This window comes from Nonomuraea sp. NPDC050404 (assembly GCF_040655495.1).
Classification (GTDB): domain Bacteria; phylum Actinomycetota; class Actinomycetes; order Streptosporangiales; family Streptosporangiaceae; genus Nonomuraea.
Window position 1 is genome coordinate 726038 of record NZ_JBFAKB010000001.1, and the last position, 26670, is coordinate 752707.

Here is a 26670-nt window from a genome sequence, read left to right on the forward strand (position 1 = left end):
CGGAGATCAGCAGGATCATGCCCGTACGCTCGTACGGGACGCATCGCGGCAAGCGGGGAGGCGGGGAGTTCTTGATCGACGGTTGTGCGGTGACCGGCCGGTGATCGCGGAGGGCGCGGCGGCGGCGCGCGCCGCCTCGTTCGTCGGGCGCGAGTACGGTGTCGTTCCGTCGGCCGTTGCCGCCGGTGGGGCCGGGGTCGAGGCGGAGGTGTGGCGGGTCGGGAGGGAGCGGGCGTCGCCGCTCTGTCTCAAGTGGTTCAGAGGCCCGGCGGACCGCGCGCTCGTCGAGCGGACGATCCTCATGGATCGGCTGGCGCGACGGGGGCTGCCGTTCCCGCGGGTCCATCGCACCCGCTCGGGGGAGGTGGTCTCCGCGCTGGAGGGCCGGGCCGTCGTCGTCGTGGACTGGCTGGACGGCGGCATCCTCGACGAGTTCGGCGCGGCCTCCGCCGGCGCGGCGGGGGCGGTCCTGGCCGAGACGCACGGCGTACTCGCGGAGCGGCGGGTCCCGGCCCCGGCGTCGCCGCCCCCGTGGCGGACGGCGGACGTCGAGGAGGCGGTCGAACGTTGCCGTAGCCTGCGCGGCCGGATTCGGCGGCTGAAGGAGCGTTCGGCACTCGACGACCGGATCGACGAGGCGCTCGCGGCACGGATCACGGACCTCCGCAGAGCACGCGAGCTCCGTGCGGGGCTCCCGGAGAGTTCCCTGGAGCTGCTTCATTTCGACTACACGCGCCCCAACCTGCTGTTTCAGGGTTCGCGTCTGACAGGGGTGCTCGATCTCCAGGGCATCCCCGGGTACGCCGTCTGGGAGCTCGGCAAGATCGCATTCGAGCCGCGGACCGTCGCCTCGCGCCACGACTGGCTCAAGGTCGCGCTGGCCGCGATCTCGGCGTACCAGGCACGCCGCGGGCGCGCCGACGTGGCCGCCGTCGCCCGCATGACGATCCTGTACAACCTGTTCAGCCTCTGGGGCGTCTGGGATCGGTACGACGGCGGCGACCGGGCCGTTCCGACGGCTCACGAGGACTACTGGCTGAACCGCCAGACCTGCGCGTCCGTGCTCCTGCGATCGCTGGAAGAGGTGGAGACGGCGGTCCGCGGCTGTTGAGGGAGACGGCCTGAGCGGCGGGGGCAGGACCGGCGTTTGCCTGCCTACCTATTAGTAGGTAGGCTGCGGGTCCTCGTACAGGAGACAGGAGCCGAACGGTCGTGACCCAGCAGGCCGACACCCCCACCCGCGCCCGGGACGAGTTCGCGCGCCTCCTGGCCGAGCACGGTTACCTCGGCGTCTCCCTCGAAGAGATCGCCACGACGGTGGAGGTGAAGAAGGCCAGCCTCTACTACCACTTCCCCGGCGGGAAGGCGGCCCTGTTCGCCGCGGTCGCCCACCACTACATCCGCGAGAGCGGCGTCGGCCTGCGGGCCGCGCTGGAGTCCGGCGGCACCATCCGCGACCGGCTCCTGGCCCTGGCCGGCGCCTACGCGCGGGGCACCTTCGACTCCGCGCTCGGCGACCGCGTCTACGAGGCCACCCGGCACGTGGACGAGACCCTGTGCGCTGAGATCTGCGACGCCTACGTACAGGCCCTGATCGACCCCGTCACCGAGCTGATGGAGCAGGCGATCAGGACCGGGGAGCTGCGCCGGGCGGACCCGGGCTTCCTGGCCATGGCCTTCATGGAGCTGGCCGCCGTCGCCCAGCCCCTGCCGCCGGAGCTGACCCCGCCCGGGCGGGCGTGCCCGGCGCCCGCCCCCTCCCGGCAACTCGCCCAAAACGTCGTCGATCTCTTCCTGAACGGTGCCGCGCCCGACCGGCCGGCCACCTGACAGACCTGTCCCAGACCCATCCCCCGCCCAACCGGCGGCGCGGAACCATGCCCAGCGCGAGCGGAGCCAGAGCAGATGACCACCACGACCACCCGCTGGCGGCGTAACGTCGCCCTGTTCCTGACCGGGCAGACCGTGTCGTTGTTCGGCTCGATGATCGCCCAGTACGCGGTGATGTGGTGGGTGACCCTGGAAACCCGTTCCGGGCTGGCGGTGGCGCTCTACGCGGTGGCCGCCTTCCTGCCGCAGGGCCTGGTGTCGATCTTCGGGGGCGTGCTCGCCGACCGGATGAACCGCCGGGTGCTGGTCATGATCGCCGACGGCGCCATCGCCGCGGCGACGCTGGCGCTCGCGCTGCTCATGGCCAACGGCGTGGACGATCTGTGGATCGTCCTGCTGGCCGTGGCGGTCAGGTCGCTGGGCGCCGGGGTCCAGACGCCCGCCGTACAGGCGATGATCCCCCAGATCGCGCCGGCCGAGCAGTTGATGCGCGTGAACGGGATGTTCCAGACCATCCAGTCGGCGATGGCGCTGCTCGCGCCCGCCGCCGCCGGCGCGATCTTCGCCGCCTTCGGCCTCGCCCCCGTCTTCTTCCTGGACGTGATCACGGCGGTGATCGGGATCGGGCTGCTCGCCCTGGTCGCCGTCCCGACCCTGGAGCGTGCGGCCGAGGCCCGCCTGTCCTACCGGCAGGACCTGGCCGAGGGCATGCGCTACGTGCGATCGCACCCGATCGTGCGCTGGCTGCTGATCGTGTACGCGGTCATCTTCCTGCTCACCGTGGCGCCCTCGTTCGTCACGCCGCTGATGGTCGCCCGCACCTTCGGCACCGAGGAGTGGATGCTGGCGGCGCTGGAGATCGCCTTCAGCCTGGGCATGCTGCTCGGCGGCGTCCTGATGTCCACGGTGCTGGCCCGGCGCAGCCCGATCGGCATGATCCTCGTCGCCGTCTACGGCTTCGGGCTGGCGACCGTGGCGCTCGGGCTGAGCGGCAACCTGTGGATCTTCTACGGCTTCATGTTCGTGTTCGGGCTGCTGGTGCCGCCGTTCTCGACCCCGTTCATGACGCTGATCCAGGAGACCGTCGATCCGGCCATGCACGGCCGCGTGTTCAGCTACGTCGGCATCGTGATGGCGCTGGCCACCCCGGTCGGCATGGCCGTGTTCGGTCCGCTGGCCGACGTGGTCAGCGTGCAGGTCCTGCTGATCACGGCCGGGGTGACCGCCATCGCGGTGATCGCGGTCGCCACCCGCCTGCCCTCCGGCCGGGCCACGATCACCGCCGCCCGCGCCCGCCCGGCGCCCGATCCCTCCCCGGTGGAGAAGACCGGCAGCCATTGACGTGGTTCCGATTAAGCCCTTGCCCGGTCCGCCGCCCTCCGTGAGGATCAACGATCATGAAGCAGTGCGATTGGGCGCGATGGCATGATGCGTACGACGATCCGGGTTCCTCCCTGAACGAGCGGCTCCGCACCGTACGCGCGTGGGTTGGGGTGGCGCTGGACGAAGGGGCCTCGCGGGTGGCGGTAGGGCAGCTGGGTCAGCCCGGCATCCGGTAGGGCGGGCGGGTCAGCCGGTGACGCTGCGGTAGAGGTCCCTGGTGAGGGTGGTGACGCGCTTGACCGAGGCGTTCCAGGTGCCGCCCGCCGGGTGCGCGGTCAGTACGGCCATGACGTAGCGGTCGCCCTTGCCGGCCAGGCCGGTCGTGTGCAGTACCGGGCGGCCGTAGTCGGGCACGCCCGAGCCGGTGGCCCGCTGCGCGATCCAGGAGATGGGCGCCCCGATGGCGCCGCCCGCGCCGGTCGCGTGCGTGGCGTTGCCCGAGCACCTGACCGGGGGCGTCGTGCCGAAGCCCGACCAGCCCTGCTTGACCGCCCACGGCCTGGGCACCCCGTCGGGGATGCCGAAGGTCTGGTCGAAGCCGTCCGTGCCGCAAGGGGTCGAGAGCCGCAGGTGACCCAGGATGAGGTCCCTGACCCGGGCGTCGGCCTTGTCGAGCAGGTAGCGGTAGGTGCGTACGATGTCGTACGCGCTCAGCGAGGTGTAACCCCAGAACCCCGGCTTCGAGGCGGGCGGCGGCGTGGTGTCGGACAGGCCGAGCCTGCGCGCCTGCCTGACGATGAGCTGTCCCTTGCCCAGGCGGTCCCAGAAGGTGGAGGCCGCGTCGTCGTCGCTGGAGCGCAGCATGACCTTCAGCAGCTTGGCGTCGGCGGCGGGCACGCTCTTGCGCCGCTCCAGGTAGTCGATCGCGATGAGGATCTTGACGACGGAGGCCGAGCGGTACTTCCGGTGCGCGTTCTTCGTGGCGACGATCTTGCCGGCCTGCCGGTCGAACACCACCCATGCCGCCGTCGTACCGGCCGGGACCCGTGGCGGCGCGGCCACGGCTCCGGAGGCTGCGGCTTGGGCGGGCGTCACGAGGGTGGCGGCGACGAGGGGGCCGGTGAGGAGCAGGGAGGCGAGGGACTTCTTTGGCACCCGCCATAAATACCAGATTCCGTCGGCACACTCTTGACCTTCCAACGAAAGCAGGTATAAACACAGGAGAAACCAATTCTAAACGGCGATGAACCAACATCATGTCCGACCCCACGTCCCCGGGAGTCTCTGATGGCGCAGCGAACTGTGACCGTGGCCTCTGCCAGCGGTCTGCACGCCCGGCCGGCCAAGCTGTTCGTACGGGCGGCGGTGAAGGCGGGGGTGCCGGTGACGATCCGGGCCGGGGGCAAGGCGGTGCCGGCCAAGAGCATGCTTGGGGTGTTGTCGCTGGGGGCCGTACAGGGCACGGAGGTCACACTGGAGGCGGACGGCCCCGGCGCGGAGGAGGCCCTGGACACCCTGGCCGCGCTGCTGTCCAGGGACCTGGACGCGGAAGAGGCCCTCGATGCCTGACCCCGCCCCCGAACCCCCGACCGGCCCAACTCCCAGCGACCCGGCTCCTGGCGGCGCGGCTTTGGGCGGCAGCACCCGTTCGGACGGCGGCGGCTGGGCGGGGGTTGATGGGTGGCTGAGCGGGCTGGGGGTCAGTCAGGGGCGGGCGGCCGGGCCGATGGTACGGCTGGCTGAGCCGCCGCGGTTGCCCGCGCCGCGTACCGTCGCCGATCCCGGGGCGGAGGCGGTCACGGTGGCGCGGGCGCTGGAGGCGGTCGCCGCCGAGCTCAACCGGCGTGCCGCGGCTGCCGGCGGGGAGGCGGCCGAGATCCTCGAAGCGCTGGCCATGATCGCCGAGGACCCCCTGCTGCTGGCCGAGGCCGAGCGGCTGGCCGGGGAGGGCACGGACGCCGCCCACGCCCTGGACGCGGCCTTCACCGGCCACCGCGAGGCCCTGTCGGCGCTCGGCGGCTACCTCGCCGAGCGGGCCGCCGACCTCGACGACCTCAGGCACCGCACGGTGGCCTGGGCGCTCGGCCTGCCCATGCCGGGGCTCCCCTCGCCCGGCCACCCGTACGTGCTCATCGCCACCGACCTCTCCCCCGCCGACACCGCCGGTCTGGGGCCCGACGTGCTGGCGCTGGTCACCGAGCGGGGCGGCCCGACCAGCCACACCGCGATCCTGGCCCGTGGCAGGGGCCTGCCCGCCGTGGTGGCCTGCGCGGGCATCATGGACCTGGCCGACGGCACGGTGATCGGCGTGGACGGCGGCACCGGCGACATCGCGCTCGGCCTCACCGAGGCCCAGGCCGCCGAGGTCACCGCGGCCGAAGGAGCCCGCAGGGCCCGCCTGAAGGTGAGCAAGGGGCCGGGCAGGACCGCCGACGGCCATCCGGTGAAGCTGCTGCTCAACATCGGCTCGGCCGCGGACCTGCCACCGGGCGCGAAGGGGGCGGACGGGGCGGGTCCGGATACGGCAGGTCCGAACGTGGAGGGCGCGGGCACGGCGGGGCCGGGGGTGCAGGGGCTGGGCGCCGAGGGTGTCGGGCTGTTCAGGACGGAGTTCCTGTTTCTGGATCGTAAGCAGGCGCCGTCGTTCGAGGAGCAGGTCAGCGCGTACGCGGAGGTGTTCCGGCAGGCGGCGAACGTGGTCGTGCGCACGCTCGACGCGGGCACCGACAAGCCGCTGCCCTTCCTCGGCCTCCCCGAGGAGCAGAACCCGGCCCTGGGCGTACGCGGCCTGCGCGTCGATCGGGTGCTGCCCGGCGTGCTCGACACCCAGCTCGACGCGATCGCCGCGGCGGCCGGGCAGACCGGGACACGGCCCTGGGTGATGGCTCCCATGGTCACCACCGTCGCGGAGGCGAGCGCCTTCGCCCGGCGGGCCAGGGCCAGGGGCATTACACAGGTGGGCGTGATGGTCGAGGTCCCGGCGGCGGCCCTGCGTGCGCGGCGGCTGCTGCGGGAGGTCGACTTCCTCAGCATCGGTACCAACGACCTGGCCCAGTACACCTTCGCCGCCGACCGCCAGCACTCCGCCCTGGCCGACCTGCTGGACGCGGGCCAGCCGGCCCTGCTGGAGCTGATCGGGATGGCCGCGCGGGCCGGGCGGGAGGCGGGCAAGCCGGTGGGGGTGTGCGGGGAGGCGGCGGGCGATCCGCTGATCGCGCCGCTGCTGGTGGGCCTGGGGGTGACGAGCCTGTCCATGGCCCCGGTGTGCGTGCCGGTCATCCGCGAGACGCTGGCCCGGCTCACCCTGAAGGAATGCGAGGAACGCGCCACCGCGGCCCTCGACTGACGGGCCCCGAGACCGGCGGGCCGGAGTCCAACGAGCCCGGAGACCGACGGGTCCAGCGATAGAAGAGGCCCGGAGGCGTGGACGCGCGGCCCCATCAGCCCGGTCAGGAGGCTGGTTCGGGGTTGTGTGCTCTGAGGCGGAGTTCGTCGCCGTCCACGTCCACGGTCACCCTGCCGCCCTCCGCGACCTCGCCGGTCAGCAACATCGCCGACAGCCGGTTGTCCAGCTCCCGCTGCACCGTGCGGCGCAGCGGCCGGGCGCCGAACTCGGGCTGGTAGCCGCGTCCGGCCAGCCAGTCCTTGGCCGCGTCCGTGACCTCCAGCGTCACGTCCTGGCCGCGCAGGCGCTGCCGGGTGCGTTCCAGCAGCAGGTCCACGATCTGGCGGAGTTGCTCGCGTTCCAGCCGCTTGAAGACGATCGTCTCGTCGATGCGGTTGAGCAGTTCGGGCCGCAGGGAGCCGCGCAGGAGCTCCATGAGCGGGCCCTCGATGTCGCCGGTGGCCTCCAGGATGAGCTGGGCGCCGATGTTGCTGGTCATGATGACGATGGTGTTGGTGAAGTCCACCGTGCGGCCCTGGCCGTCGGTGAGGCGGCCGTCGTCGAGGAGTTGCAGCAGGATGTTCATGACGTCGGGGTGGGCCTTCTCGATCTCGTCGAGCAGGACCACGCCGTGGGGGCGGCGGCGTACGGCCTCGGTGAGCTGGCCCGCCTCCTCGTACCCGACATATCCGGGCGGCGCGCCGATCAGCCGCGAGACCGTGTGGCGCTCCTGGAACTCGCTCATGTCGATGCGCACCATGTGGTCCTCGCCGCCGAACAGCGCCGCCGCGAGGGCCCTGGCCAGCTCCGTCTTGCCGACGCCGGTCGGGCCGAGGAACAGGAAGCTGCCGATCGGGCGGCCCGGGTCGGACAGGCCGGCCCTGGCCCTGCGTACGGCCTCGGCGATGGCGACGACCGCCTCCTCCTGGCCGACGACGCGCTCGTGCAGGTGCTCTTCGAGGCGCATGAGCCGGTCGCGCTCCTGCTCGGTGAGCTGGGTGACCGGGATGCCGGTGCGGCGGGAGACGACCTCGGCGATGTCCTCCACCATCACCTGCGGTACGGCGTCCGTGCCGTGCCTGGCCCGCTCCAGCTCCGGCCGGAGCTTGTCGATCTGCGTGGTCAGCTCCTTGGCGCGGTCGAAGTCGTCGGAGGAGACGGCCTGGTCCTTGTCGCGGCGCAGCCCGTCGAGGCGCTGCTCCAGCTCGCGCACGTCGCTGCCGGGCGTGCGGGAGCGCAGCCGTACCCGGGCCGAGGCCTGGTCGATGAGGTCGATGGCCTTGTCGGGCAGGAAGCGGTCGGGGATGTAGCGGGCCGACAGGCCGGCCGCCGCGTGCAGCGCCTCGTCGGTGATGCGGACCTGGTGGTGGGCCTCGTACGCGTCCCGCAGCCCCGCGAGAATCTCGACCGTCTGCTCCACGGTCGGCTCGGGCACCAGGATGGGCTGGAACCGGCGTTCGAGCGCGGCATCCTTCTCGATGTTCTTGCGGTACTCGTCGATGGTGGTGGCGGCCACGACGTGCAGTTCGCCGCGCGCCAGGGCGGGCTTGAGTATGTTGGCCGCGTCCATGCCGCCCTCGGCGGAGCCGGCGCCGACCAGCGTGTGCACCTCGTCGATGAAGACGATGGTCTCGTCGGCGTGCGCGCGTACCTCGTCGATCACCTTCTTGACGCGCTCCTCGAACTCGCCCCGGTACTTCGAGCCGGCCACCATGCCGGTCAGGTCGAGCGCGACGACGCGGCGGTCCTTGAGCGTGTCGGGGACGCTGCCGTTCACGATGCGCTGGGCGATGCCCTCGACGATCGCGGTCTTGCCGACGCCGGGCTCGCCGATCAGGCACGGGTTGTTCTTGGTGCGCCGCGACAGCACCTCGATGCACTGCTCGATCTCGTCCTCGCGGCCGACGACCGGGTCAATGCGGCCCTGCCTGGCCTCCTCGGTGAGGTCGCGGCCGTACTCGTCGAGCGAGGGCGTGTCCGTGGCGTGCCGTCCGTCGCCCATGCCCATTTCGGCCGCGCGCCGGCCGTCTCCCATGCCCGAGACGAGCGCCTGCTGCAGTTCGTTGGCTGAGACGCCCTGCTCGCGCAAGAGGTGGGAGGCGGTCGAGTCCGGGTTGGCGGCCAGCGCGAGCAGCAGGTGCTCGGGGCCGATGTACGACGACCGCAGGGCCCGCGAGATGCGCTGGGCGTCCAGGATGGCCCGTTTCGCGGCCGGGGAGAGCGTGGTGGGCGGTTCGACGGCCTCGCCGGGGCCGGCGAAGGCGTCGATGCGGTCGCGCAGCCGTCCCGTGTCCACCCCGGCCGTACGCAGCAGGGCGCGCGCGGAGTCGGTGTCGATCAGCGCGTCGAGCAGGTCCAGCACGTCGAGGTCGGCCGCGCCCCGCTGGCCCGCGCCCTCCAGCGCCCGGCTCAGGACCTCCCTGGCCTCGGCGCTGAGCAGCCGGCCCACGTCAACCCGCTGGACTCCGGGCCGGGACGGCGGCCAGCCCTCCATGCCGCCGAAGACCCGGCCGGTGAGCTCCTCGAACCCCCGGAACGGATCCCCACCGAAGAACGACCTGTACGGCATGTCCGACATCGCGCGCCCCCTCATGACTCAAGGGGACATCTAGCCGCACGGGCCGCGTTTCATAGTCAGCGATCGGCAAATTCACGGACGGCGGCGCAGGCCCGCGCGTCACCCGGCTCGGGCATCGGCAACTCACGGACGGCAGCTCACGGACGGCAGCTGACGGCAGCTCACGGATGGCAGGTCACGGACGGCGGCGCAGGGCCGCGTCGCCCAGTTCGGGCGGCTGCCAGCCGGTGTCGGCCTGGTTGAGCGTGGTGCCGGGCGGCACGATCTCGTCGATGCGGTCGAGCACGTCGTCGCTCAGCCGCACCCCGGCGGCCGGAAGCTGGCTCTCCAGGTGCTCCATGGTGCGCGGCCCGATGATGGCCGAGGTCACCGCCCGGTGCCTGATCGTGAACGCCAGCGACAGCTCGATCAGCGAGATCCCCGTCTCCTCGGCCAGCACGGCCAGCCGCTCGGCCGCCTCCAGCTTGCGCTGGTTGCCCTCCAGCGCCATGTCGTAGCGCTGCGGCAGGTTGGCCGAGCGGCGCGTCTGGGGCAGCTCCCGCCCCTTGCGGTAACGGCCGGTGAGCCAGCCGCCCGCGAGGGGGCTCCACACGATGACGCCCATGCCGTACCTCTCGGCGGTGGGCAGCACGTCGGCCTCGATGCCGCGGGCGAGCGGCGAGTACGGCGGCTGCTCGCACACGAACCGCTCCAGCGAGCGCCGCTCCGCCGCCCACTGCGCCTCGACGATGCGGTGCGCGGGGAAGGTGGAGCTGCCGATGTAGCGGACCTTGCCCTGCCTGACGAGGTCGGTCAGCGCGCCGAGCGTCTCCTCGACGTCGGTGGCGGGGTCGGGCCGGTGGATCTGGTAGAGGTCGATCCAGTCGGTGCCGAGGCGGCGCAGGCTGTTCTCGACGGCCTGGAAGATCCAGCGGCGGGAGTTGCCGCGCTGGTTGGGGCCCTCGCCCATGACGCCGTGGCACTTGGTGGCCAGGACCACTTCGTCACGCTTGCCGGACTTGGCCAGGGCCTGGCCGACGAACTCCTCCGACTGGCCCTGGGAGTAGACGTCGGCGGTGTCGATGAAGTTGATGCCGGAGTCGAGCGCCCTGTCGATGATCCGGGCCGATGCCTCCTGGTCCGGCTCGCCCCACCAGCCGAACATCATCGCGCCCAGGCAGAGAGGGCTGACCTTGAGACCGGTACGTCCGAGTACGCGATATTCCGTCACGAACTTTATTCTGTCGCCACCAGGTCGATGATGGGAGTGTCACCGGAGACGAGTTCCAGCGTCCGGCCGGCCGTGCCCGGGTGCTCCAGCAGCGCCACGATCACGGCGGCCACGTCGTCGCGCGGCACCGCGCCCGGCGGCACCTCGGGCGCCAGCCGTACCAGGCCCGTCCCCGGCTCGTCCGTCAGGCGTCCGGGCCGCAGGATCGTCCAGGCCAGCCCGTCGCGGCGGCGCAAATCCTCCTCGGCCTCGGTCTTGGCCCTGATGTAGGCGGCCCACACCTCGTCGCCGCCGGCGGGCGGCTTGCCCGCCCCCATGGACGAGATCTGGATGAAGCGCCCGACGCCCGCCCGCTCGGCCGCGTCGGCGAGCAGCACCGAGGCGCCCCTGTCCACGGTGTCCTTGCGCGGCGCGCCGCTTCCGGGACCCGCCCCGGCCGCGAACACGACGGCGTCCGCGCCCTCGACGATCCGCGTCACCTCGTCGAGGCTCGCCCGCTCCAGGTCGCACAGCACGGCCCCGGCCCCGGTGGCCTCGACGTCGGGGAGATGTGCCGGATTGCGCACCAGCCCCACCGCGCCGGACTTCAGCCGGGCGGCCAGCAGCAGCGCGATCTTCCCATGTCCACCCGCGATGATGATCCGCATGTCGCCATGTTGTCATGGACGCATGCACGACTTCCCGGAAGCACCCACGCCAGCGTTTCTGTTCGATCTGGACGGCACCCTGATCGACAGCGTCTACCAGCACGTGATCGCCTGGCGGCAGGCGCTGTCCGGAATGGGCATCGACCTGTCCGTCTGGCGCATCCACCGCCGCATCGGGATGAGCGGCGGACTGTTCGTCAGCGCGCTGCTGCGCGAGACCGGGCTCAAGCTGACCCGGGAGCAGATCGAGGACCTGCAGACGCACCACGCGGACGCGTACGAGCAGCAGGTCGCCTCGGTCAGGCCGCTGCCCGGCGCGTCCGAACTGCTGGGCGAACTGACCACGCGCGGCGTCCCGTGGGCGATCTGCACCAGCGGGTACGCCCGCACGGCCCGCCTCGCGCTGGGCATGCTGGGCCTGCCGGAGGACACGCCGATGGTCACCCGTGACCTGGTGCGCCGCGCCAAGCCCGACCCCGACCTGTTCCTGGCCGGCGCGACGCTGGCCCGGGTGGACCCGGCCCACGCCATGGTGGTGGGCGACAGCGTCTGGGACCTGCTGGCCGCGCGCCGGGCCGGCTCGCTCGGCATCGGGCTGCTGTCCGGCGGATACGGGCGCGACGAGCTGGAACGCGCGGGAGCCTTCCGCGTGTACGCCGACCCCGCGGACATGCTCGACCGGCTCGACGAACTCGGCGTACGGCAGAGCGACTGACTCAGGGCGACTGACATTGAGGGACTGACGTGGGAATATCCCTGCGAACCCGCAAGCTGGATCATGCGTATTCCCCAAAGAGGAGCTGACATGGACTTGGCAGACATCGGCGTCACCGGCCTGGCGACCATGGGGCGCAACCTGGCCCGCAACCTGGCCAGGCACGGGTACGCGGTGGCCGTGCACAACCGGTCGCACGGCCGTACCCAGCAGCTGGTCAAGGAGTTCGGGCAGGAGGGCACGTTCGTGCCGTCCGAGGACCTGGCCGGCTTCGTGGCCTCGCTGAAGCGGCCGCGGCGGGCGATCATCATGGTCAAGGCGGGGGCGGGCACCGACGCGGTGATCGACCAGCTCGCCGACCTGATGGAGCCGGGCGACATGATCGTCGACGGCGGCAACGCGCACTTCGAGGACACGCGGCGGCGCGAGGCCGCGCTGCGCGAGCGGGGCCTGCACTTCGTCGGGACCGGCATCTCCGGCGGCGAGGAGGGCGCGCTGAACGGCCCGAGCATCATGCCGGGCGGGTCGAAGGAGTCGTGGGAGGCGCTCGGCCCGATCCTGCAGGACATCTCCGCCAAGGTGGACGGGGTGCCGTGTTCCGTACACGTGGGCCCCGACGGTGCCGGGCATTTCGTGAAGATGGTGCACAACGGCATCGAATATTCGGACATGCAGCTCATCGCGGAGTCCTACGACCTGCTGCGGCAGGCCCTGGGGGCGACGCCGGCCGAGCTGGCCGAGGTGTTCAGGGAGTGGAACCGGGGGGAGCTGGACTCGTACCTGATCGAGATCACCGCGGAGGTGCTCGACCAGGTGGACGCCGAGACCGGCAAGCCGTTCGTGGACCTCGTGGTGGACCAGGCCGAGCAGAAGGGCACCGGCCGGTGGACCGTGCAGAGCGCGCTCGACCTGGGCGTGCCGGTGACCGGCATCGCGGAGGCCACGTTCGCCCGCGCGCTGTCGGGCCATCCCGAGCAGCGCGCCGCGGCGCAGGCCCTGGCCGGCCCCAAGCTGTCCGGGGTCGGCGGGCGCGAGCTGATCGAGGACGTGCGCCAGGCCCTGTACGCCTCCAAGATCGTGGCCTACGCCCAGGGCTTCGACCAGATGGCGGCGGCCTCGAAGGAGTACGGCTGGGACCTCGACCTGGGCGCGATGGCCACGATCTGGCGGGGTGGCTGCATCATCAGGGCCAAGTTCCTGGACCGCATCCGGGAGGCGTACGACACCAACCCGAACCTGCCGACGCTGCTGGCCGACCCGACGTTCGCCGGCGCGCTGGAGGCGGCGCAGGAGTCGTGGCGGCGCGTGGTGACCACGGCGGTCCAGATCGGCGTGCCGACGCCGGGCTTCTCCTCGGCCCTGGCCTACTATGACGGGCTGCGCCGCGACCGCCTTCCGGCGGCGCTGGTGCAGGGACTGCGCGACTACTTCGGCGCGCACACCTACCACCGGGTGGACAAGGAGGGCACCTTCCACACCGACTGGTCCGGCGACCGCACGGAACGACCGGCGTAGCCCTCCTCATCTCATCGACCGATCGGCCGATCGACCCCTCGTCCTGACGGCCCGCCGCCGTGGGGGACGTGGGGTCCTGAGGTCTTGGCGGCCCGGCCGTCCTGGGGTCCTGAGGTCTTGGCGGCCCGGCCGTCCTGGGGTCCTGAGGTCTTGGCGGCCCAGCCGTCCTGAGGTCCTGGCGGCCCGGCCGCCGTGGGGTCCTGAGGTCCTGGCGGCCCAGCCGTCCTGAGGTCCTGGCGGCCCGTTGTCTTGGGGGCTTGGGGTCCTAGCGGCCCGGTGTGCCGTTCTGGTGGCCCATTGCCAGGGTGTTGGCCACTGCGGTCACCACGCAGAAGCCGATGGGTCCGGCGGTGTCGTGCACGGTGACCTGGCCGGTCGCGATGCCGCCCGCGCTCACGTGGCCCGTCGACTCCACCCCGACCAGCTCGGTCTCGGGCAGCCGGGCCAGCGTCAGCGTGTAGTCGGCGTTGATGAAGCGCAACCCGTCGGGCTGCACGTTGCTGAGCGGGCTGGCGAAGTCGGCGGCCAGCGCCGCGCGTACGAACGGGGTCAGCGGCTCGTCGTCCACCAGCGGGTACCTCTCCCGCATCCACACCCGCCCCGGCCCGGGCGCGCCCCACTCGGTCGCCCGCCACAGGTCGAATGGCGGCTTCCAGCCCACCGTCTGGTCCGGCGGCGGCTCGGAGGGCGGCGTCTCGTCCCAGGCGGGCGTGACGATCGACCGCTCGCCCTCGGGCTGCTCGCCCTGCCGCAGCAGTACGGCACTGGCCCGGCCGATCACGCCCTGCTCGGTGGAGATCACGGCGTCGGCGACCCGGATCCGGCGCCCATCCCTGACCAGGGACGTCTCGACGGTGACCGGCAGCAGCGGGCTGTTGCGGAACAGATCGACGGTCAGGCGCGCGAAGTGCAGGCCGGGTTCGGCGTGCCGCTGCTCCAGGGCCTGGGCGGCCAGCCCGCCGAGCAGGCGGCCGTGCAGCATGTCGGGGGACCAGGGGCCTCGGGCGTGCGGGGAGGGGACGAGCTCGTCCCCCTTACGGGCGAAGAATGCTGACGTCGACGACACAGAATCAGATTCTAGAGGGTGCCTTCCGGCCACCGCCAATACGGCCCGCCTCGTGCACCGCGTCGGCCCGCCACGGATTACGTCCTCCAGGTGGAATTCGGCCCGCCCGCCCCCGTAGGCTCCCCCGCATGCGTGATCTAGGAGAAGACCCCCGGCCGGACCGGGGCGCGGTACGCGAGGTGCACTCCCTGCGCGGGGCCGTCACCCTGGCCTACTCCCCCGACCTCGACGGCCTGGCCGACCCCGGGGAGATCGTCTGGGCGTGGGTGCCCTACGAGGAGGATCCGTCGCGGGGCAAGGACCGGCCGTTGCTGGTCGTGGGCCGGTCCGGGCGCAGGCTGCTGGGGTTGATGTTGTCGAGCAAGGGCGAGGACGGGCCCGACTGGCTGGAGCTGGGGCCGTGGGGGCGTGACGGGCGGGTGTCGCACGTACGGCTGGACCGGGTGTTCGCGCTGGACGAGGACGACATCCGGCGGGAGGGCGCGGTACTCGACGGCGAGCGGTTCGCCCGGGTCGCGGCCAGGCTCATGAAGACCCACGGCTGGGAGGCGGCCCGATGAGGTTCACGCCCGACCCGGCGTGGGGCTGCTCCTAGACCTTCGTGCAGTCCTTCGCGGGCCTGCGGATCAGCGCGGCGGTGCGCAGGCCCAGCCAGGTCAGCAGGGCGAGCACGCCGACCAGGACGTACTCGATGGCGGGGATCCTGATGGGTTCGGCCACGGCGCCCATGAGGTCGCCGCGCAGGCCGTACACGAGCAGGGCGGCGGCCACGTAGCAGCCGGCCAGCCCCCACCGGGCGGCGGACGGCAGGCCGAGGCCGTGCATCTGGGTGATCACGAACACGCCCAGGAAGCCGAACAGGAACATCGGCCACGCGCCGTCGGGGCCCGAGGTCATGACGGCGACCAGCGTGCCGTGCACGGCGACCATGGCCTCCAGGGTGAAGGTCCACCAGCGGTTGGTGTGCGCGCGGGTCAGGAAAAGGGAGCCCTGCAAAAGCAGCAGGAACATGTAGAAGAAGCCGATCAGGTGGCCGGAGGTGCCCTCCGCCGGGTGGTACCAGAACGTGTAGACCGCCGCCCAGCTGAACAGGTAGCCGTGGTAGCGGCGGGCGAAGTCCACGACGGCCTTGCCGAGGGGCGCGGGCCTGCCGACGAACAGGCCGCGCCGCTTGTTCTCCATCAGCAGCACGACCACCAGCAGCAGGATCACCGAGCCCTGCGAGCTGAAGATCGACACGTCCTGGGCCAGCCCGTCGTAGAACAGGTGGGTCTGCAGGATGTGCAGGACGATGAAGCCGGTGTTGACGGCCAGGGCGGCGATGTTGACCCCGTGCAGGCCGCTGGTGTAGCGGCGGACCCTGGTCTGGGCGTAGTAGATCAGCCACCAGAACGCGATCTGGTGGGCCGCGTAGCCGGTCCAGGCCGACAGGCGGGTCCAGAAGGTGGGCTCGGGCAGCTTCCAGTAGTACCAGGAGGCGCCCTGGTCGGGCAGCAGGTCGATGCCCTGCAGCCGGCCGCCGAGCAGCCAGATCAGCCCGGTGATGACGGCGCTGGCCGCCACGCCGAGCAGGAGGGTGCGGCCCGCGCTGAGGTTCCGCAGCGCCGTCGCGGGGCGCTGTGTCATGGGGGCTCCGATCCGAAAAGTATTTCCATCATGGAATGTTTCGATTATGGAATGATGTCCGGCATGGCAGCAAATCGAGGTGGTGCTTCGTGACGCCGGGCGCGCCAGAGGAGCCCGGCGCACAGCGTGCGCCAGGGGAGCACAGTGCACAGCGTGCGCCAGGGGAGCACAGCGCACCGGGCGCGCCAGGGGAGCACAGCGCACCGCGTGCGCCAGAGGAGTCCGGTGCGCCGGGTGCGTTCGAGTTGATGGTGATGATGCGGGCGCTGAACGTGGAGAGCGACCGGTTCGCCGAGCGTTTCGCCGCCCGGCACGGGCTGCACCGTACGGACCTGAACGCGCTGGTCGTCATCCTCGACGCGGCGCGCGCGGGGACGCCGCTCACCCCCGGTGGCCTCGGCGGCGCGCTCAACCTCAGCCCACCGGCCACCACCGCCCTGATCGACCGGCTGGAGCAGGCCGGGCACGTCGAGCGGCGGCGCAGCGCCACGGACCGCCGCAAGGTGGAGGTCCTGCTGGGCGAGCAGGCCGCGGCGCTGGCCCGCCGTTTCTTCGCCCCGCTGGGCCGGCACCTGACGGCGGCGATCGAGACGTTCACGTTCGAGGAGCGGCAGGTCATCGGGCGTTTCCTGGAGAGCGGCATCAAGGCCACCGCGGCGGCCAGGGCAGAGGCTGCCAACACTGAGGCTGCCAACACTGAGGCTGTCAACACGGAGGCGGGTAACACGGAGGCGGGTAACACGGAGGCGGGCGGATGAGCACGGTCGTGGTCACCGGTGGCACGCGCGGGCTCGGGCTCGGTCTGGCCAGGGCGCTGGTGGAGCACGGTCATCAGGTGGTGGTCTGTGGCACCGACCCCGAGCGGGTACGCGCGGCCGGCGCCGAGCCGGGCATCCTGGCGAAGGTGGCCGACGTCTCGGACCGCGACCAGCTCCAGGAGTTGTGGCAGGCCGCGGCCGGGCGGCACGGGCGGGTGGACGTCTGGATCAACAACGCGGGCGTCTCGCACGCCCGCGAGCCCGCCTGGCGCCTGCCGTCCGAGCAGGCCCGCCGGGTCGTGGACGTCAACCTGGTGGGGGTGCTGAACGGCTGCGCGGTCGCGCTGGACGGCATGGCCGCGCAGGGCGGCGGCCACGTCTGGAACATGGACGGCCTCGGCGGCGACGGGCGCACGGTCTCAGGCCTGAGCGTGTACGGCGCCACGAAACGGGCGGTCGGCTACCTGACCACCGCCCTGGCCAAGGAGGTGCCCGACGGGGTGGGCGTGGGCCTGCTCAGCCCCGGCATGGTGGTCACGGACCTGCTCACGCACGGCTATTCGCAGGCCGAGCGCGAACGGGCGGCGCGCATCCTGTCGATCCTGGCCGACCGGGTGGAGACGGTGGCGCCGTGGCTGGCCGAGCGGGCGATCAGCCGGGCGCGCAACGGGGCGCGGGTGCGGTGGCTGACCCCGGGCAAGATCGCCTGGCGTTTCGCCACCTCCCGCTTCACCCGCCGCGACGTCTTCACCCCCTGAGCCCTCCAGAAAACCGCCTGAACCACCAGACAGCCCCTTGAAGTTCCAGAGAGCCCTCTGAACCGCCAGAGAGCCCCTGCGCACACCTCAGTCCGGGAAGACGGCCGCCAGTTCCGGGACGCGCGCCCGGTAGCCGTCCAGCAGCCGCCGCGCCGTCGTCACCGAGTCCACCAGCGGATGCAGCGCGAACGCCGCCACCGCCAGCCGCTCCGACCCCGTCAACGCCGCCTCGATGGCCGTCTGCTCCACCGCCTTGACCTGCTGCACGAGCCCCAGGAACCGCCCCGGCAGCGCTCCGGCGGCCAGGGCCCGCACGCCGGAGCCGTCCACCGCGCAGGGCACCTCCACGACCGCCTCCTCGGGCAGCCCGGGGACGGCTGAGCCGTTGCGCACGTTGAGGATCATGGTGGCGGGCTCTCCCCTGGCGATGGCGGCCATGAGGGCCAGCGCGATCCCCTCGTACCCGCCCGCCTCCAGATCGGCCGCGGCCCGCTCGCCCGCGCCCGTGGCCCCGCGCTCCTCCGCCATGTAGGACGTGTCCCGCTCCCTGCGCGCCCTGCGCCACTGCGGCAGCGCGTCACCCGGCCGGGCGAGCACCCCGGCGTAGAAGCGTTCCTGCTGCTCCAGCAGCGCCTCGCCACGCGTGGGCCCGGGACCCGCGGCCCCCGCCTCCCGCGCGAAGTAGTAGTAGTACAGGTACTCGTTGGGCAGCGCCCCGAGCGTCCGCACCCACTCGGGCCCGAGCAGCCGCGCCTCCTCGACCTGCCGCAGCGCCGCGTCGTCGGCGAGCAGTTCCGGCAGCACGTCGCGGCCCTGGTGGGACAGGCCGCACAACCAGCCGAGGTGGTTGAGCCCCACGTAGCCGGGCGACACGTGCGCCGGGTCGAGCCCGAGCGCGGCGGCGGCCCGCCGGATCAGCCCGGCCGGCGAGTCGCAGATGCCGATCACGCGGTCGCCGAGCACCCGCCGCATTGCCTCGGTGATCATCCCGGCGGGGTTGGTGAAGTTGATCACCCAGGCGCGCGGAGCGAGGGCAGCGATCCGTTCGGCCACGTGGACCGCGACGGGTATGGTGCGCAGCCCGTAGGCGATGCCGCCAGGACCGGTCGTCTCCTGGCCGACCAGGCCCAGCTCCAGCGCCACCCGCTCGTCGGCGGTGCGGCCCGCCAGCCCGCCGACCCGGATGGCGGAGAAGACGAACGAGGCGTCGCGCAGCGCGGTGTCCAGGTCGGTCGTGGTGCGTACCAGGGGCGGGTCGTCGTGGCCCGCGGCCAGGCCGCGCAACACGTGCGCGATGGCCTCCAGGCGTTCGTGCGACACGTCGTACAGGACCACCTCCTCCACCCGCGGCTTGGCGGTGTCGCGCAGGAGCGCGCCGTAGACCAGCGGCACGCGGAACCCTCCGCCGCCGAGAACGGCCAGCCTCATGAACTCCCCTTACGTGAGCAGGATCTCGGCGCCCGCCGCGGCGCAGGTGCGCAGCGTCGGCTCGTGCGCGCCCTCGTTCGTGACGATCACGTCGATGTCCTCGGGCCCGCACACCCGCAGCGCCCCGGTGCCCGGGAACTTGTGCCGGTCCACGAGCAGCACCACCTGGCCGGCCGCGGCCATCATGGCGCGTTTGAGCGGCACCTCGGCGAGCGTGGTGTCGACGAGTTGCCCGTCGGCCCGCACGCCACTGGCCCCCAGGAACACCCGGTCGGCCACCACCTGGCCCAGCGCCGCCTCGGTCAGCACCCCGACCAGCGAGTGGTACGGCCTGCGTACCATGCCGCCGAGCAGCAGCAACTCGACCTCGGGGTCGGCGCGCAGCACGTCGAGCACGGCGAGGCTGGAGGTGACCACGGTGACGCGGCGCCCGCGCAGCCGCCTGGCCAGCCGCATCGTGGTGGTGCCGATGTCGAGCAGGACCACGTCCCCGTCGGCGACGAGCCGGGCGGCGCGCTCGGCGACCAGCTCCTTGTCCCGCTCGTCGGTGCAGGTCACCTCTGAGAAGGGGCGCGCGAGGTCGGCGTCGAGGTCGGCGCGGCGCAGGGCGCCGCCACGGACGCGGCGCAGGGTGCCGTCCCGGTCGAGCACCTCCAGGTCCCTGCGGATGGTGGACGGGCTCACGCCGAGCTGGCTCGCCAGATCGCGCACGCTCGTGGCGCCCGAAGTGCTGACGCGGCGCATGATCTCGGCATGCCTGAGGCGCTGAAGCACGAGGGCAGCTTAACAAGCAAATTCGCGCACAAGTGAGCATCTCCCGCCAAAGAACACTTGAATCGAGCGGGTAAACATGCAAGATTGCGCACATCCGGTGTGTCGAGGAGGACCCATTCCCGTGTCTGTCCAGGCGTACGACCCTCTCGCCGGCGAGCGCTCCCCCGAGGGTCCGCAGTTCGACGTCTTCCTTGCCGGAACGGTCTTCCTGGACATCATCTTCACGGGCCTGCCCGCGATGCCCGCCGCCGGCACCGAGATCTGGGCCGAGGGCATGGGCTCGTGTCCCGGCGGCATCGCCAACCTGGCCATCGCGACCAGCCGGCTCGGGTTGCGCACGTCGCTGGCGGCGGCGTTCGGCGACGACGACTACGGCGACTTCTGCTGGCGCACGCTGGAGCAGCAGGAGGCGGTGGACCTGTCCAGGTCGCGGCGCTTCGAGCACTGGCACTCGCCGGTGACGGTCTCCATGGCGGTCAACCGGGACCGCAGCATGGTCACGCACGGCCACGCCGCCCCCATGACCGCCTCCGAGATGATCGGCCGGCCGCCGTGCTCCCGCGCGGTGATCGTGACGCTGTCGGCCGAGGAACCACTGGACGTGCCCGGCGGCTCGTGCAACTGGGCGGAGCTGGCGCATCACGACGGCTCCCTGATCTTCGCCGACGTGGGCTGGGACCCCTCCGGCGCCTGGCCGCGCTCACTGCTGGACCAGCTCGCGATCTGCCACGCGTTCATGCCGAACGCGACCGAGGCCATGGCCTACACCGGCACCGAGACGCCCAGGGACGCGCTGTACGCGATCGCCGACCACGTTCCGCTGGCCGTGGTGACCGACGGGGCCAACGGGGCCATGGCGATCGACTCGACGACGGGCGAGGAGGCGTTCGTGCCCGCGCCGCGCGTGACGGCGCTCGACCCGACGGGCGCGGGCGACGTCTTCGGCGCCGGCATCGTGCTCGGCACGCTGTCCCGCTGGCCGCTGGCCGACCGGCTGGCCTTCGCCGGGTTGTGCGCGGCGCTGGCGGTGCAGCAGTTCGGCGGCTCGCTGGCCGCGCCCGGCTGGGGCGACATCGCCGACTGGTGGCACGAGGCGCGCGAGGCGGCCGACCACGGCGGCGCGTACGGCAACGCGCTGGCCCGCCGCTACGCCTTCCTCGACCGGCTGGTGCCGTCGGTCCCGGTGGGCGCGGTGCGCCGCGCCGCCGCCACGATCGCCCGCGCCGCCGACGTCGGCATGCCACCCTCGCCCCCGGCCAGGCAAAAGGAGTAACGCCCATGACCGCCCCGAAGCGACGACCGCGCGGCTCCAGGACACTCGCCCTGCTCACCGCGGGCGCCCTGACCTTGACCGGATGCGCGCCCGGCTCCTCCGCCCCGCCCGCCCCCGCCTCCACGCAGCCGGCCGCCTCGCCGGTCAGGACCGATCCCGGCGCGCTCGGCAACCTCACCCTGACCGTCTGGGACCAGGAGGTACGCGGCGGGCAGGCGGCCCAGATGGAGCAGCTCAACGCCGCCTTCCAGGCGAAATACCCCAACATCAAGCTGAACCGGGTCTCCCGCTCCTTCGACGACCTCAACACCACGCTGCGTCTGGCGCTGAGCGGCAACGAGCCGCCGGACGTCGTGGAGGCCAACAACGGCCGCTCCTCGATGGGCGCGTTCGTCAAGGCGGGCCAGCTGTGCCCGCTGGACGCCTACGCCGAGGCGTACGGCTGGAAGAAGCGTTACCCGGAGTCGGTGCTGCGGTACTCGCGCTACAGCGCGGACGGCAAGTTGTTCGGCGAGGGCAACCTGTACGGCCTGCCGCAGGTCGGCGAGGTCGTCGGCCTGTTCTACAACAAGGCCAAGCTGACCGAGCTGGGCATCGCGCCGCCGAAGACGTGGCCCGAGTTCGAGTTCGCGCTGGCCAAGGCCAAGTCCGCCGGGCAGGTGCCGCTGCAGTTCGGCAACCTCGACAAGTGGCCTGCCGTGCACGTGTTCGGCACCGTGCAGAGCCGTAACGTGCCCGCCGAGCAGATCGGCACGCTGGCCTTCGGCCGCAAGGGCGCCTCCTGGAACACCCCGGAGAACGTCAAGGCCGCCGAGCAGCTCGTGACCTGGGCCGACCAGGGCTACTTCGCCAAGGGCTTCAACGGGCAGGGTTACGACGCGGCCTGGCAGGCGTTCGGCAAGGGCCAGGGCGTCTTCATGATCGCGGGCACCTGGCTGCTGGCCGACCTGCAGAAGGCCCTGGGTAAGGAGCTCGGGTTCATGCTGCCGCCGGGGGCCACGGCCGACGCGCCGCCGGTGGCGACCGGCGGCACGGGGCTGCCGTTCGCGATCACGTCCAAGAGCCCGCATCCGGACGCGGCGGCGGCCTACATCGACTTCATCACCAACGCCGAGGCGATGAAGGTGCTCACCGAGACCGGCAACCTGCCGGTCGCCGACACCGCTCGGCAGACGGTGGCCGAGGGGCCGCAGAAGGATGTCTTCACCGCGTTCGGCACCGCGAGCGGCAAGGACGGGCTGGTGCCCTACCTCGACTACGCCACCCCGACGTTCGCCGACACCCTCGGCGCGGCGCTGCAGGACCTGCTGGCGAAGAAGGCGAGCCCGCAGGAGTTCCTGGCCACCCTGGAGAAGGACTACAAAACCTTCTCCGAGGCCAACTGAGCATGGCTGTTAAAACAGCGGCACCCCCCGGTGAGCCGCGCCGCGTGGCCTACCTGTACCTGCTGCCCGCCTTCGTGATCTACGCCGCGTTCCTGCTCTTCCCCATCGGCAGGGCCGTGCAGTTCTCCCTGTACGACTGGGACGGCCTGAGCGTCGGCACCTGGGCCGGGCTGGACAACTACGTGGCCATCGTCGCGGACGAGGGCCTGCGGGCCGCCTTCGGCCACGCCCTCGTGCTGATCCTGTTCTACGCGGCCGGGCCGCTGGTCATCGGCCTGGCGCTGGCCGCGATACTCAACCACGCCAAGGTGCGCGGCCTCGGCTTCTTCCGCACGGTGGTGTTCCTGCCGCAGGTGATCGCCATGGTGGTGGTGGCGGTGGCGTGGCGGCGCGTGTACGCCCCCGACGGCACGCTCAACTCCCTGCTCGGCGCGCTGGGCCTGGACTCGCTGACGCGCGGCTGGCTCGGCGACTACGCCTTCGCGCTGCCGGCGGTCGGGGTGGTGGGCACCTGGTTCGAGACCGGGCTGGTGACGGTGCTGCTGCTGGCCGGGATGAGCCGCATCCCGATGGAGCTGTACGAGGCGGCGCGGCTGGACGGGGCGGGCGCCGTGCGCGAGTTCTTCGCGGTCACGCTGCCGTCGGTGCGCGGTGAGATCGCGGTGGCGCTGACACTGACCGTGATCGCCGCGCTGCGCACGTTCGACCTGGTGTACGTCACCACGCGCGGCGGCCCGGGCACCTCGACGACCGTGCCGTCGTACGAGGTCTACCACCGCGCCTTCGGCCTGGGCCAGGTCGGCTCGGCGGCGGCGATCGGCGTCACGCTCACCGTGGTGATCTTCGCGATCTCGTTCGGGATCAACCGCTTCGCGGACAGGGGTGCCTCGTGATCTCACGTGGGGAGCGGGTGGCGAACTACGTCATCCTGTCGGTGTTCGCCGCGTTCGCGCTCTACCCCGTCGTGGTGATCCTGTCGGCCGCGCTGGGCCCCGCCGACAGCGGCGGCACGGCCGGCCTGGCCAACTTCGCGGCGGCGTGGGAGATCGGCCGGTTCGGCGAGTACCTGCGCACCAGCCTGATGGTGTCGGTGTTCGTCGTGGTGGTCAGCGTCGTGTTGTCGGTCATGAGCGGGTACGCGTTCGGCACGATGCGCTTCCGCGGCCGGTCGGTGCTGTTCTACCTGTTCATGCTCGGGATCATGATGCCGAGCGAGGCCGTGGCGGTGCCGCTCTACTTCGACCTGCGCACGCTCGGGCTGATCGACACGTTCTGGTCGATCTCGCTGCCGCAGGTGGCGCTGTCGGTGGCGTTCGGCACGTTCTGGATGCGGGCCTACTTCCGCGCCTCGAACCGGGCGATCGTCGAGGCGGCCCGCATCGACGGGGCGTCCAGCTGGCGGATCCTGTGGCAGGTGCTGCTGCCGCCGGCCAGGCCGGCGCTCGTCACGCTGACCGTGCTGGTCTTCATGTGGACGTGGAACGAGTTCCTCATCCCGCTGATCATGGTCACCAGCGAGTCGCTGCGTACCGCGCCGCTGGGCCTGGCCTTCTTCCAGGGCCAGTACACCTCGGGGTTCACCCTGCTGGCCGCCGGTTCGGTCATCGTGGCCACCCCCGTGGTGATCTTCTACCTGTTCCTCCAGCGTCACTTCGTCCGCGGCCTGCTCCAGGGGGCGGTCCGCGACTAACTCCGGAGGTCCGATGCGCACCATGAAACCCGTTTCAGGACTCGCGGTGCTGGCCACCGTGCTCGCTCTGACGTTCCTGCCGCCCCCACCGGCCGCGGCGGCGGGCTCCCCGGTCGACCTTGACGCGTTGTTCGTCGGCGCCCATCCCGACGACGAGGCGTTCACCCTGTCGACGCTCGGCCAGTGGAAGGAGGATCACGGCGTGCGTACCGGCGTCGTGACCGTCACCAGGGGTGAGGGCGGCGGGAACGCCGTCGGCCCCGAGGAGGGGCCGGCGCTGGGGCTGCTGCGCGAGGCCGAGGAGCGCACGGCGGTCGGGAAGGCGGGCGTGGGCGAGGTGTTCAACCTCGACGACGTCGACTTCTACTACACCGTCAGCGCCCCGCTGACCGACCAGGTGTGGGGCGGCGACACCCTGGAGAAGCTCGTCAGGCTCGTACGCCAGACCCGGCCCGAGGTCCTGCTGACCATGGACCCGGCTCCCACGCCGGGCAACCACGGCAACCACCAGGAGGCCGCCCGGCTGGCGATCGAGGCGTTCTACGCGGCGGCCGACCCCAAGGCGTTCCCCGCCCAGCTCTCCCGCGAGGGGTTGCGCACCTTCGCGCCGGCCCGCCTGCTCACCGGCGGCGCGCGCGGCACCTCGCGGACCGGCCCGTCCTGCGCCTCGACGTTCCGTCCCGACAACACGGCGCAGAACGTGTTCGGGGTGTGGAGCGGGCGCGCCTCACAGGAACTGGGCAGGACGTGGGCGGCCGTGGAACGGGACGCGCAGCGCTCCTACGCCTCCCAGGGCTGGGCCGGCTTCCCCGACGTGCCGTCCGATCCCGCCCAGCTCGGTTGCGACTTCTTCACGCAGGTGGACGCGCGGGTGCCGTTCCCGGCGCCGGGCAGCCCGGCCGCCGCGGCGCCGACGGCCGTCCTCGACGGCGCGCTGACCAGGGCCGCGGGGACGGTCCCGCTCGGCACCCGGCTGGAACTGCGCACCGAGACCTTCGACGTGCTTCGGGGGACGCCGTTCACGGCAGAGGTCAGGGTGACGGCACGTGACGCGCTCGGCCGCTCGTCGGTGAAGCTGGGCGTGCCGGAAGGCTGGCAGGTCACCGGCTCCGGCGACCTGGGCAGGCTCGCCGCCGGGCGGAGCGGGTCGGCGAGGTTCACGGTGACCGCGCCCGACCGGGCTGAGCTGGGGCGGGTCCGGATCGCGGCCACGCTCACCACCGAGCGCGGCGGCGGCCACACCGACCGGCAGGTCGAGGTCAGTCCGGCCGTGCGGGGCGCGCAGCAGCCGCTTCCCCAGGTGGCCCAGTACCAGGAGTGGGCCGCCGAGGTGGGCGTGCCGCAGGTGCGCGGCCTGGTCGCGCCCGTGCTCACGCTGCCCTCCGGCGGCGCCAGGCAGGTCGGCGTCGTGGTGACGAACGTGAGCGAGGACACGCGGTCCGGCACCGTACGGCTGGAGCTGCCCGCCGGATTCACGGCCGACCGCGCCGAAGCCCCGTACAGCGGGCTGGCGGCGGGCGCGACGACGACGGTGCCGTTCACCGTCACCAACGCGGACCCGTCGCTGAAGACCTCCAACGAGGGCGGCGACTACGCCTACACCCTCACGGTCACCAGCGAGGACGGCGCCGCCAGCAGCCGCCCGGCCCTGGAGCTCGTCCCGGCGGCGTCCGTGCCGCAGGCCGCCTCGCCGCCGGCCGTGGACGGCGCGGAGGGCGAGGGCGAGTACGGCGGCGCCGCCCTGGACATCTCCCGCCTGTGGGAGGGCACCGCGTGCGCCTCGGCGGCCGACTGCTCGGGCACGGCCAAGGCCGCCTGGCACGACGACACGCTCTACCTGCTCGTCCACGTGAAGGACGACGTGCAGGGCACGCGGCTGGCCGCCGCCGACTGCAAGCGGCATTGGCGTACCGACTCGGTGGAGGTCACGCTCGACCCGCGCGGCACCTCCGAGAACACCTCCACCACGTTCAAGGCGGCGGTGCTGCCGGTGACGGCCGAGGGCCCGCCCTGTCACCTGCGCGACGCCGACAACCGCCAGGGACCCGGCGAGCAGACCGCGCCCGGGATGCGGGTGGCCTCGAAGGTCGCGCAGGGCCAGTACACGGTGGAGTTGTCCATCCCGATGGGGGTGCTGCCCGGCGCCGTCGATCCGGCGCGGCTGGGACTGAACATCCTGGTGTACGACTCCGACACCCAGGACAAGACCGGTCAGACCCGGATCGGCTGGTCCACGTGGGGCGGGGTGCAGGGAGATCCGTACCGCTGGGGCGTGGCCACCCTGCCCGGCTACCGGCCGCCGCCCGACCGGCCCGTCACCCCGCCCGACCCGGTGATCCCCGGCACCGCCCTGTCCAGCCTGGACTCCCCGCAGTCGCTGGAGCAGTCCGTACGGGTGAACGTCCCGCCGGCCGGCGCGCCCGCCGCGAAGGCTGCCGAGAGCGGCCGGGTGATCTCGGCGGACGGTGGCCGCGACGCGGTGAGGGTGAGCCTGCGGGCTTCCGCGGCCGGCGAGGCACACCTGTTCGTCCGGGACGGCGCCGGGACGGCGGGCAGCCGGGTGGTCTCCGTGCCCAGGGGCACCACCACCGTGACCGTGCCGCTGACCCGCGCGCCGGGCGCGCGGGCGACGGTGGTGGCCGGTTGGCAGGCGTCCGGTGGAGGGACGGCGGCTTCCCGGACAAGCGTCCGCTAATGACTGTATGTGAT

General features: G+C 72.3%; 24 protein-coding genes. 16 read left to right on the top strand and 8 right to left on the bottom strand.

Annotation, left to right across the window (positions count from 1 at the left end):
- Positions 1-100: 100 nt before the first annotated feature.
- From AB0I81_RS03250 to AB0I81_RS03265, 4 genes are all read left to right on the top strand, one after another.
- Positions 101-1111: a hypothetical protein gene (locus AB0I81_RS03250; RefSeq protein ID WP_360649016.1), complete on the top strand. Its 1011-nt coding sequence runs from the start codon at positions 101-103 to the stop codon at positions 1109-1111.
- A gap of 101 nt (positions 1112-1212) precedes the next feature.
- Positions 1213-1830, top strand: a complete 618-nt coding sequence (locus AB0I81_RS03255) for a TetR/AcrR family transcriptional regulator (protein ID WP_360649019.1) — start codon at positions 1213-1215, stop codon at positions 1828-1830.
- Between the two features lie 75 nt (positions 1831-1905).
- Positions 1906-3171, top strand: a complete 1266-nt coding sequence (locus AB0I81_RS03260; RefSeq protein ID WP_360649022.1) for an MFS transporter — start codon at positions 1906-1908, stop codon at positions 3169-3171.
- 56 nt (positions 3172-3227) lie between these two features.
- Positions 3228-3389 (top strand): hypothetical protein, encoded by a 162-nt coding sequence (locus AB0I81_RS03265; RefSeq protein WP_360649025.1) that lies wholly within the window; start codon positions 3228-3230, stop codon positions 3387-3389.
- Positions 3390-3399: 10 nt separating this feature from the next.
- Here AB0I81_RS03265 and AB0I81_RS03270 read toward each other — a convergent pair whose 3' ends face one another.
- Entirely contained in the window at positions 3400-4308 is a 909-nt protein-coding gene (locus AB0I81_RS03270) for a hypothetical protein (protein ID WP_360649028.1), read from the bottom strand.
- Between the two features lie 132 nt (positions 4309-4440).
- On the opposite strand from AB0I81_RS03270, the gene AB0I81_RS03275 reads away from it, so the two are divergent.
- Positions 4441-4722 carry an HPr family phosphocarrier protein gene (locus AB0I81_RS03275; RefSeq protein ID WP_360649031.1) on the top strand — a complete coding sequence of 94 codons (282 nt, stop codon included), beginning with the start codon at positions 4441-4443 and terminating at the stop codon, positions 4720-4722.
- Complete coding sequence (locus AB0I81_RS03280) at positions 4715-6499, top strand: putative PEP-binding protein (RefSeq protein WP_360649034.1); 1785 nt, start codon at positions 4715-4717, stop codon at positions 6497-6499. The genes AB0I81_RS03275 and AB0I81_RS03280 overlap by 8 nt, the downstream gene beginning before the upstream one ends.
- A gap of 103 nt (positions 6500-6602) precedes the next feature.
- Here the strand turns inward: AB0I81_RS03280 and AB0I81_RS03285 are convergent, their stop codons facing one another.
- The 3 genes from AB0I81_RS03285 to AB0I81_RS03295 all read right to left on the bottom strand — a co-directional run bounded on the left by AB0I81_RS03285 (position 6603) and on the right by AB0I81_RS03295 (position 10973).
- Positions 6603-9116, bottom strand: coding sequence for an ATP-dependent Clp protease ATP-binding subunit (locus AB0I81_RS03285; RefSeq protein WP_360649037.1), 2514 nt, complete (start codon positions 9114-9116; stop codon positions 6603-6605).
- 175 nt (positions 9117-9291) lie between these two features.
- A complete protein-coding gene (locus AB0I81_RS03290; RefSeq protein WP_360649040.1) occupies positions 9292-10326 on the bottom strand; it encodes an aldo/keto reductase in 1035 nt (344 codons plus the stop codon).
- Between the two features lie 5 nt (positions 10327-10331).
- Positions 10332-10973: an SDR family oxidoreductase gene (locus tag AB0I81_RS03295; RefSeq protein WP_360649043.1), complete on the bottom strand. Its 642-nt coding sequence runs from the start codon at positions 10971-10973 to the stop codon at positions 10332-10334.
- 22 nt (positions 10974-10995) lie between these two features.
- On the opposite strand from AB0I81_RS03295, the gene AB0I81_RS03300 reads away from it, so the two are divergent.
- Together AB0I81_RS03300 and gndA are read left to right on the top strand one after the other, a co-directional pair.
- Entirely contained in the window at positions 10996-11688 is a 693-nt protein-coding gene (locus AB0I81_RS03300) for an HAD family hydrolase (protein WP_360649045.1), read from the top strand.
- A gap of 90 nt (positions 11689-11778) precedes the next feature.
- On the top strand, positions 11779-13203 hold the full coding sequence (gndA, locus tag AB0I81_RS03305) for an NADP-dependent phosphogluconate dehydrogenase (protein WP_360649047.1): 1425 nt from the start codon (positions 11779-11781) through the stop codon (positions 13201-13203).
- 265 nt (positions 13204-13468) lie between these two features.
- On the opposite strand, the gene AB0I81_RS03310 is transcribed toward gndA, so the two are convergent.
- Positions 13469-14269, bottom strand: a complete 801-nt coding sequence (locus tag AB0I81_RS03310) for a thioesterase family protein (protein WP_360649050.1) — start codon at positions 14267-14269, stop codon at positions 13469-13471.
- Between the two features lie 128 nt (positions 14270-14397).
- Here AB0I81_RS03310 and AB0I81_RS03315 point away from each other — a divergent pair, with 128 nt between their 5' ends.
- On the top strand, positions 14398-14829 hold the full coding sequence (locus tag AB0I81_RS03315) for a type II toxin-antitoxin system PemK/MazF family toxin (protein ID WP_360649053.1): 432 nt from the start codon (positions 14398-14400) through the stop codon (positions 14827-14829).
- A 31-nt stretch (positions 14830-14860) separates the two neighbouring features.
- On the opposite strand, the gene AB0I81_RS03320 is transcribed toward AB0I81_RS03315, so the two are convergent.
- Positions 14861-15895 (bottom strand): hypothetical protein, encoded by a 1035-nt coding sequence (locus tag AB0I81_RS03320; RefSeq protein ID WP_360649056.1) that lies wholly within the window; start codon positions 15893-15895, stop codon positions 14861-14863.
- A gap of 248 nt (positions 15896-16143) precedes the next feature.
- On the opposite strand from AB0I81_RS03320, the gene AB0I81_RS03325 reads away from it, so the two are divergent.
- Positions 16144-16653, top strand: a complete 510-nt coding sequence (locus tag AB0I81_RS03325; RefSeq protein ID WP_360649059.1) for a MarR family transcriptional regulator — start codon at positions 16144-16146, stop codon at positions 16651-16653.
- Positions 16650-17411, top strand: a complete 762-nt coding sequence (locus AB0I81_RS03330; protein WP_360649062.1) for an SDR family NAD(P)-dependent oxidoreductase — start codon at positions 16650-16652, stop codon at positions 17409-17411. Before AB0I81_RS03325 ends, AB0I81_RS03330 begins: the two co-directional genes overlap by 4 nt.
- 87 nt (positions 17412-17498) lie before the next feature.
- On the opposite strand, the gene AB0I81_RS03335 is transcribed toward AB0I81_RS03330, so the two are convergent.
- On the bottom strand, positions 17499-18839 hold the full coding sequence (locus AB0I81_RS03335; protein ID WP_360649065.1) for a 6-phospho-beta-glucosidase: 1341 nt from the start codon (positions 18837-18839) through the stop codon (positions 17499-17501).
- A gap of 9 nt (positions 18840-18848) precedes the next feature.
- Positions 18849-19613 carry a DeoR/GlpR family DNA-binding transcription regulator gene (locus AB0I81_RS03340; RefSeq protein ID WP_360649068.1) on the bottom strand — a complete coding sequence of 255 codons (765 nt, stop codon included), beginning with the start codon at positions 19611-19613 and terminating at the stop codon, positions 18849-18851.
- A gap of 121 nt (positions 19614-19734) precedes the next feature.
- Between AB0I81_RS03340 and AB0I81_RS03345 the strand changes: the two genes are divergently transcribed.
- Genes AB0I81_RS03345 through AB0I81_RS03365 form a run of 5 tightly spaced genes read left to right on the top strand, consistent with a single transcriptional unit; the run spans position 19735 to position 26656 of the window.
- Entirely contained in the window at positions 19735-20886 is a 1152-nt protein-coding gene (locus tag AB0I81_RS03345; RefSeq protein WP_360649071.1) for a PfkB family carbohydrate kinase, read from the top strand.
- A 5-nt stretch (positions 20887-20891) separates the two neighbouring features.
- Complete coding sequence (locus tag AB0I81_RS03350) at positions 20892-22271, top strand: extracellular solute-binding protein (RefSeq protein ID WP_360649074.1); 1380 nt, start codon at positions 20892-20894, stop codon at positions 22269-22271.
- 2 nt (positions 22272-22273) lie between these two features.
- Positions 22274-23164, top strand: a complete 891-nt coding sequence (locus AB0I81_RS03355; protein ID WP_360649077.1) for a sugar ABC transporter permease — start codon at positions 22274-22276, stop codon at positions 23162-23164.
- Positions 23161-23961: a carbohydrate ABC transporter permease gene (locus tag AB0I81_RS03360; RefSeq protein ID WP_360649080.1), complete on the top strand. Its 801-nt coding sequence runs from the start codon at positions 23161-23163 to the stop codon at positions 23959-23961. Before AB0I81_RS03355 ends, AB0I81_RS03360 begins: the two co-directional genes overlap by 4 nt.
- A 22-nt stretch (positions 23962-23983) precedes the next feature.
- Complete coding sequence (locus AB0I81_RS03365) at positions 23984-26656, top strand: sugar-binding protein (RefSeq protein WP_360649083.1); 2673 nt, start codon at positions 23984-23986, stop codon at positions 26654-26656.
- The last annotated feature ends 14 nt before the right edge of the window (positions 26657-26670 follow it).

Coding starts and splice junctions, on each gene's coding strand:
- AB0I81_RS03335 (WP_360649065.1), bottom strand. CDS start 18,839: ATGAGGCTGGCCGTTCTCGGCGGCGGAGGGTTCCGCGTGCCGCTGGTC.
- AB0I81_RS03315 (WP_360649053.1), top strand. CDS start 14,398: ATGCGTGATCTAGGAGAAGACCCCCGGCCGGACCGGGGCGCGGTACGC.
- AB0I81_RS03280 (WP_360649034.1), top strand. CDS start 4,715: ATGCCTGACCCCGCCCCCGAACCCCCGACCGGCCCAACTCCCAGCGAC.
- AB0I81_RS03300 (WP_360649045.1), top strand. CDS start 10,996: ATGCACGACTTCCCGGAAGCACCCACGCCAGCGTTTCTGTTCGATCTG.
- AB0I81_RS03365 (WP_360649083.1), top strand. CDS start 23,984: ATGAAACCCGTTTCAGGACTCGCGGTGCTGGCCACCGTGCTCGCTCTG.
- AB0I81_RS03330 (WP_360649062.1), top strand. CDS start 16,650: ATGAGCACGGTCGTGGTCACCGGTGGCACGCGCGGGCTCGGGCTCGGT.
- AB0I81_RS03350 (WP_360649074.1), top strand. CDS start 20,892: ATGACCGCCCCGAAGCGACGACCGCGCGGCTCCAGGACACTCGCCCTG.
- AB0I81_RS03260 (WP_360649022.1), top strand. CDS start 1,906: ATGACCACCACGACCACCCGCTGGCGGCGTAACGTCGCCCTGTTCCTG.
- AB0I81_RS03320 (WP_360649056.1), bottom strand. CDS start 15,895: ATGACACAGCGCCCCGCGACGGCGCTGCGGAACCTCAGCGCGGGCCGC.
- AB0I81_RS03355 (WP_360649077.1), top strand. CDS start 22,274: ATGGCTGTTAAAACAGCGGCACCCCCCGGTGAGCCGCGCCGCGTGGCC.
- AB0I81_RS03325 (WP_360649059.1), top strand. CDS start 16,144: ATGGTGATGATGCGGGCGCTGAACGTGGAGAGCGACCGGTTCGCCGAG.
- gndA (WP_360649047.1), top strand. CDS start 11,779: ATGGACTTGGCAGACATCGGCGTCACCGGCCTGGCGACCATGGGGCGC.
- AB0I81_RS03285 (WP_360649037.1), bottom strand. CDS start 9,116: ATGTCGGACATGCCGTACAGGTCGTTCTTCGGTGGGGATCCGTTCCGG.
- AB0I81_RS03295 (WP_360649043.1), bottom strand. CDS start 10,973: ATGCGGATCATCATCGCGGGTGGACATGGGAAGATCGCGCTGCTGCTG.
- AB0I81_RS03265 (WP_360649025.1), top strand. CDS start 3,228: ATGAAGCAGTGCGATTGGGCGCGATGGCATGATGCGTACGACGATCCG.
- AB0I81_RS03275 (WP_360649031.1), top strand. CDS start 4,441: ATGGCGCAGCGAACTGTGACCGTGGCCTCTGCCAGCGGTCTGCACGCC.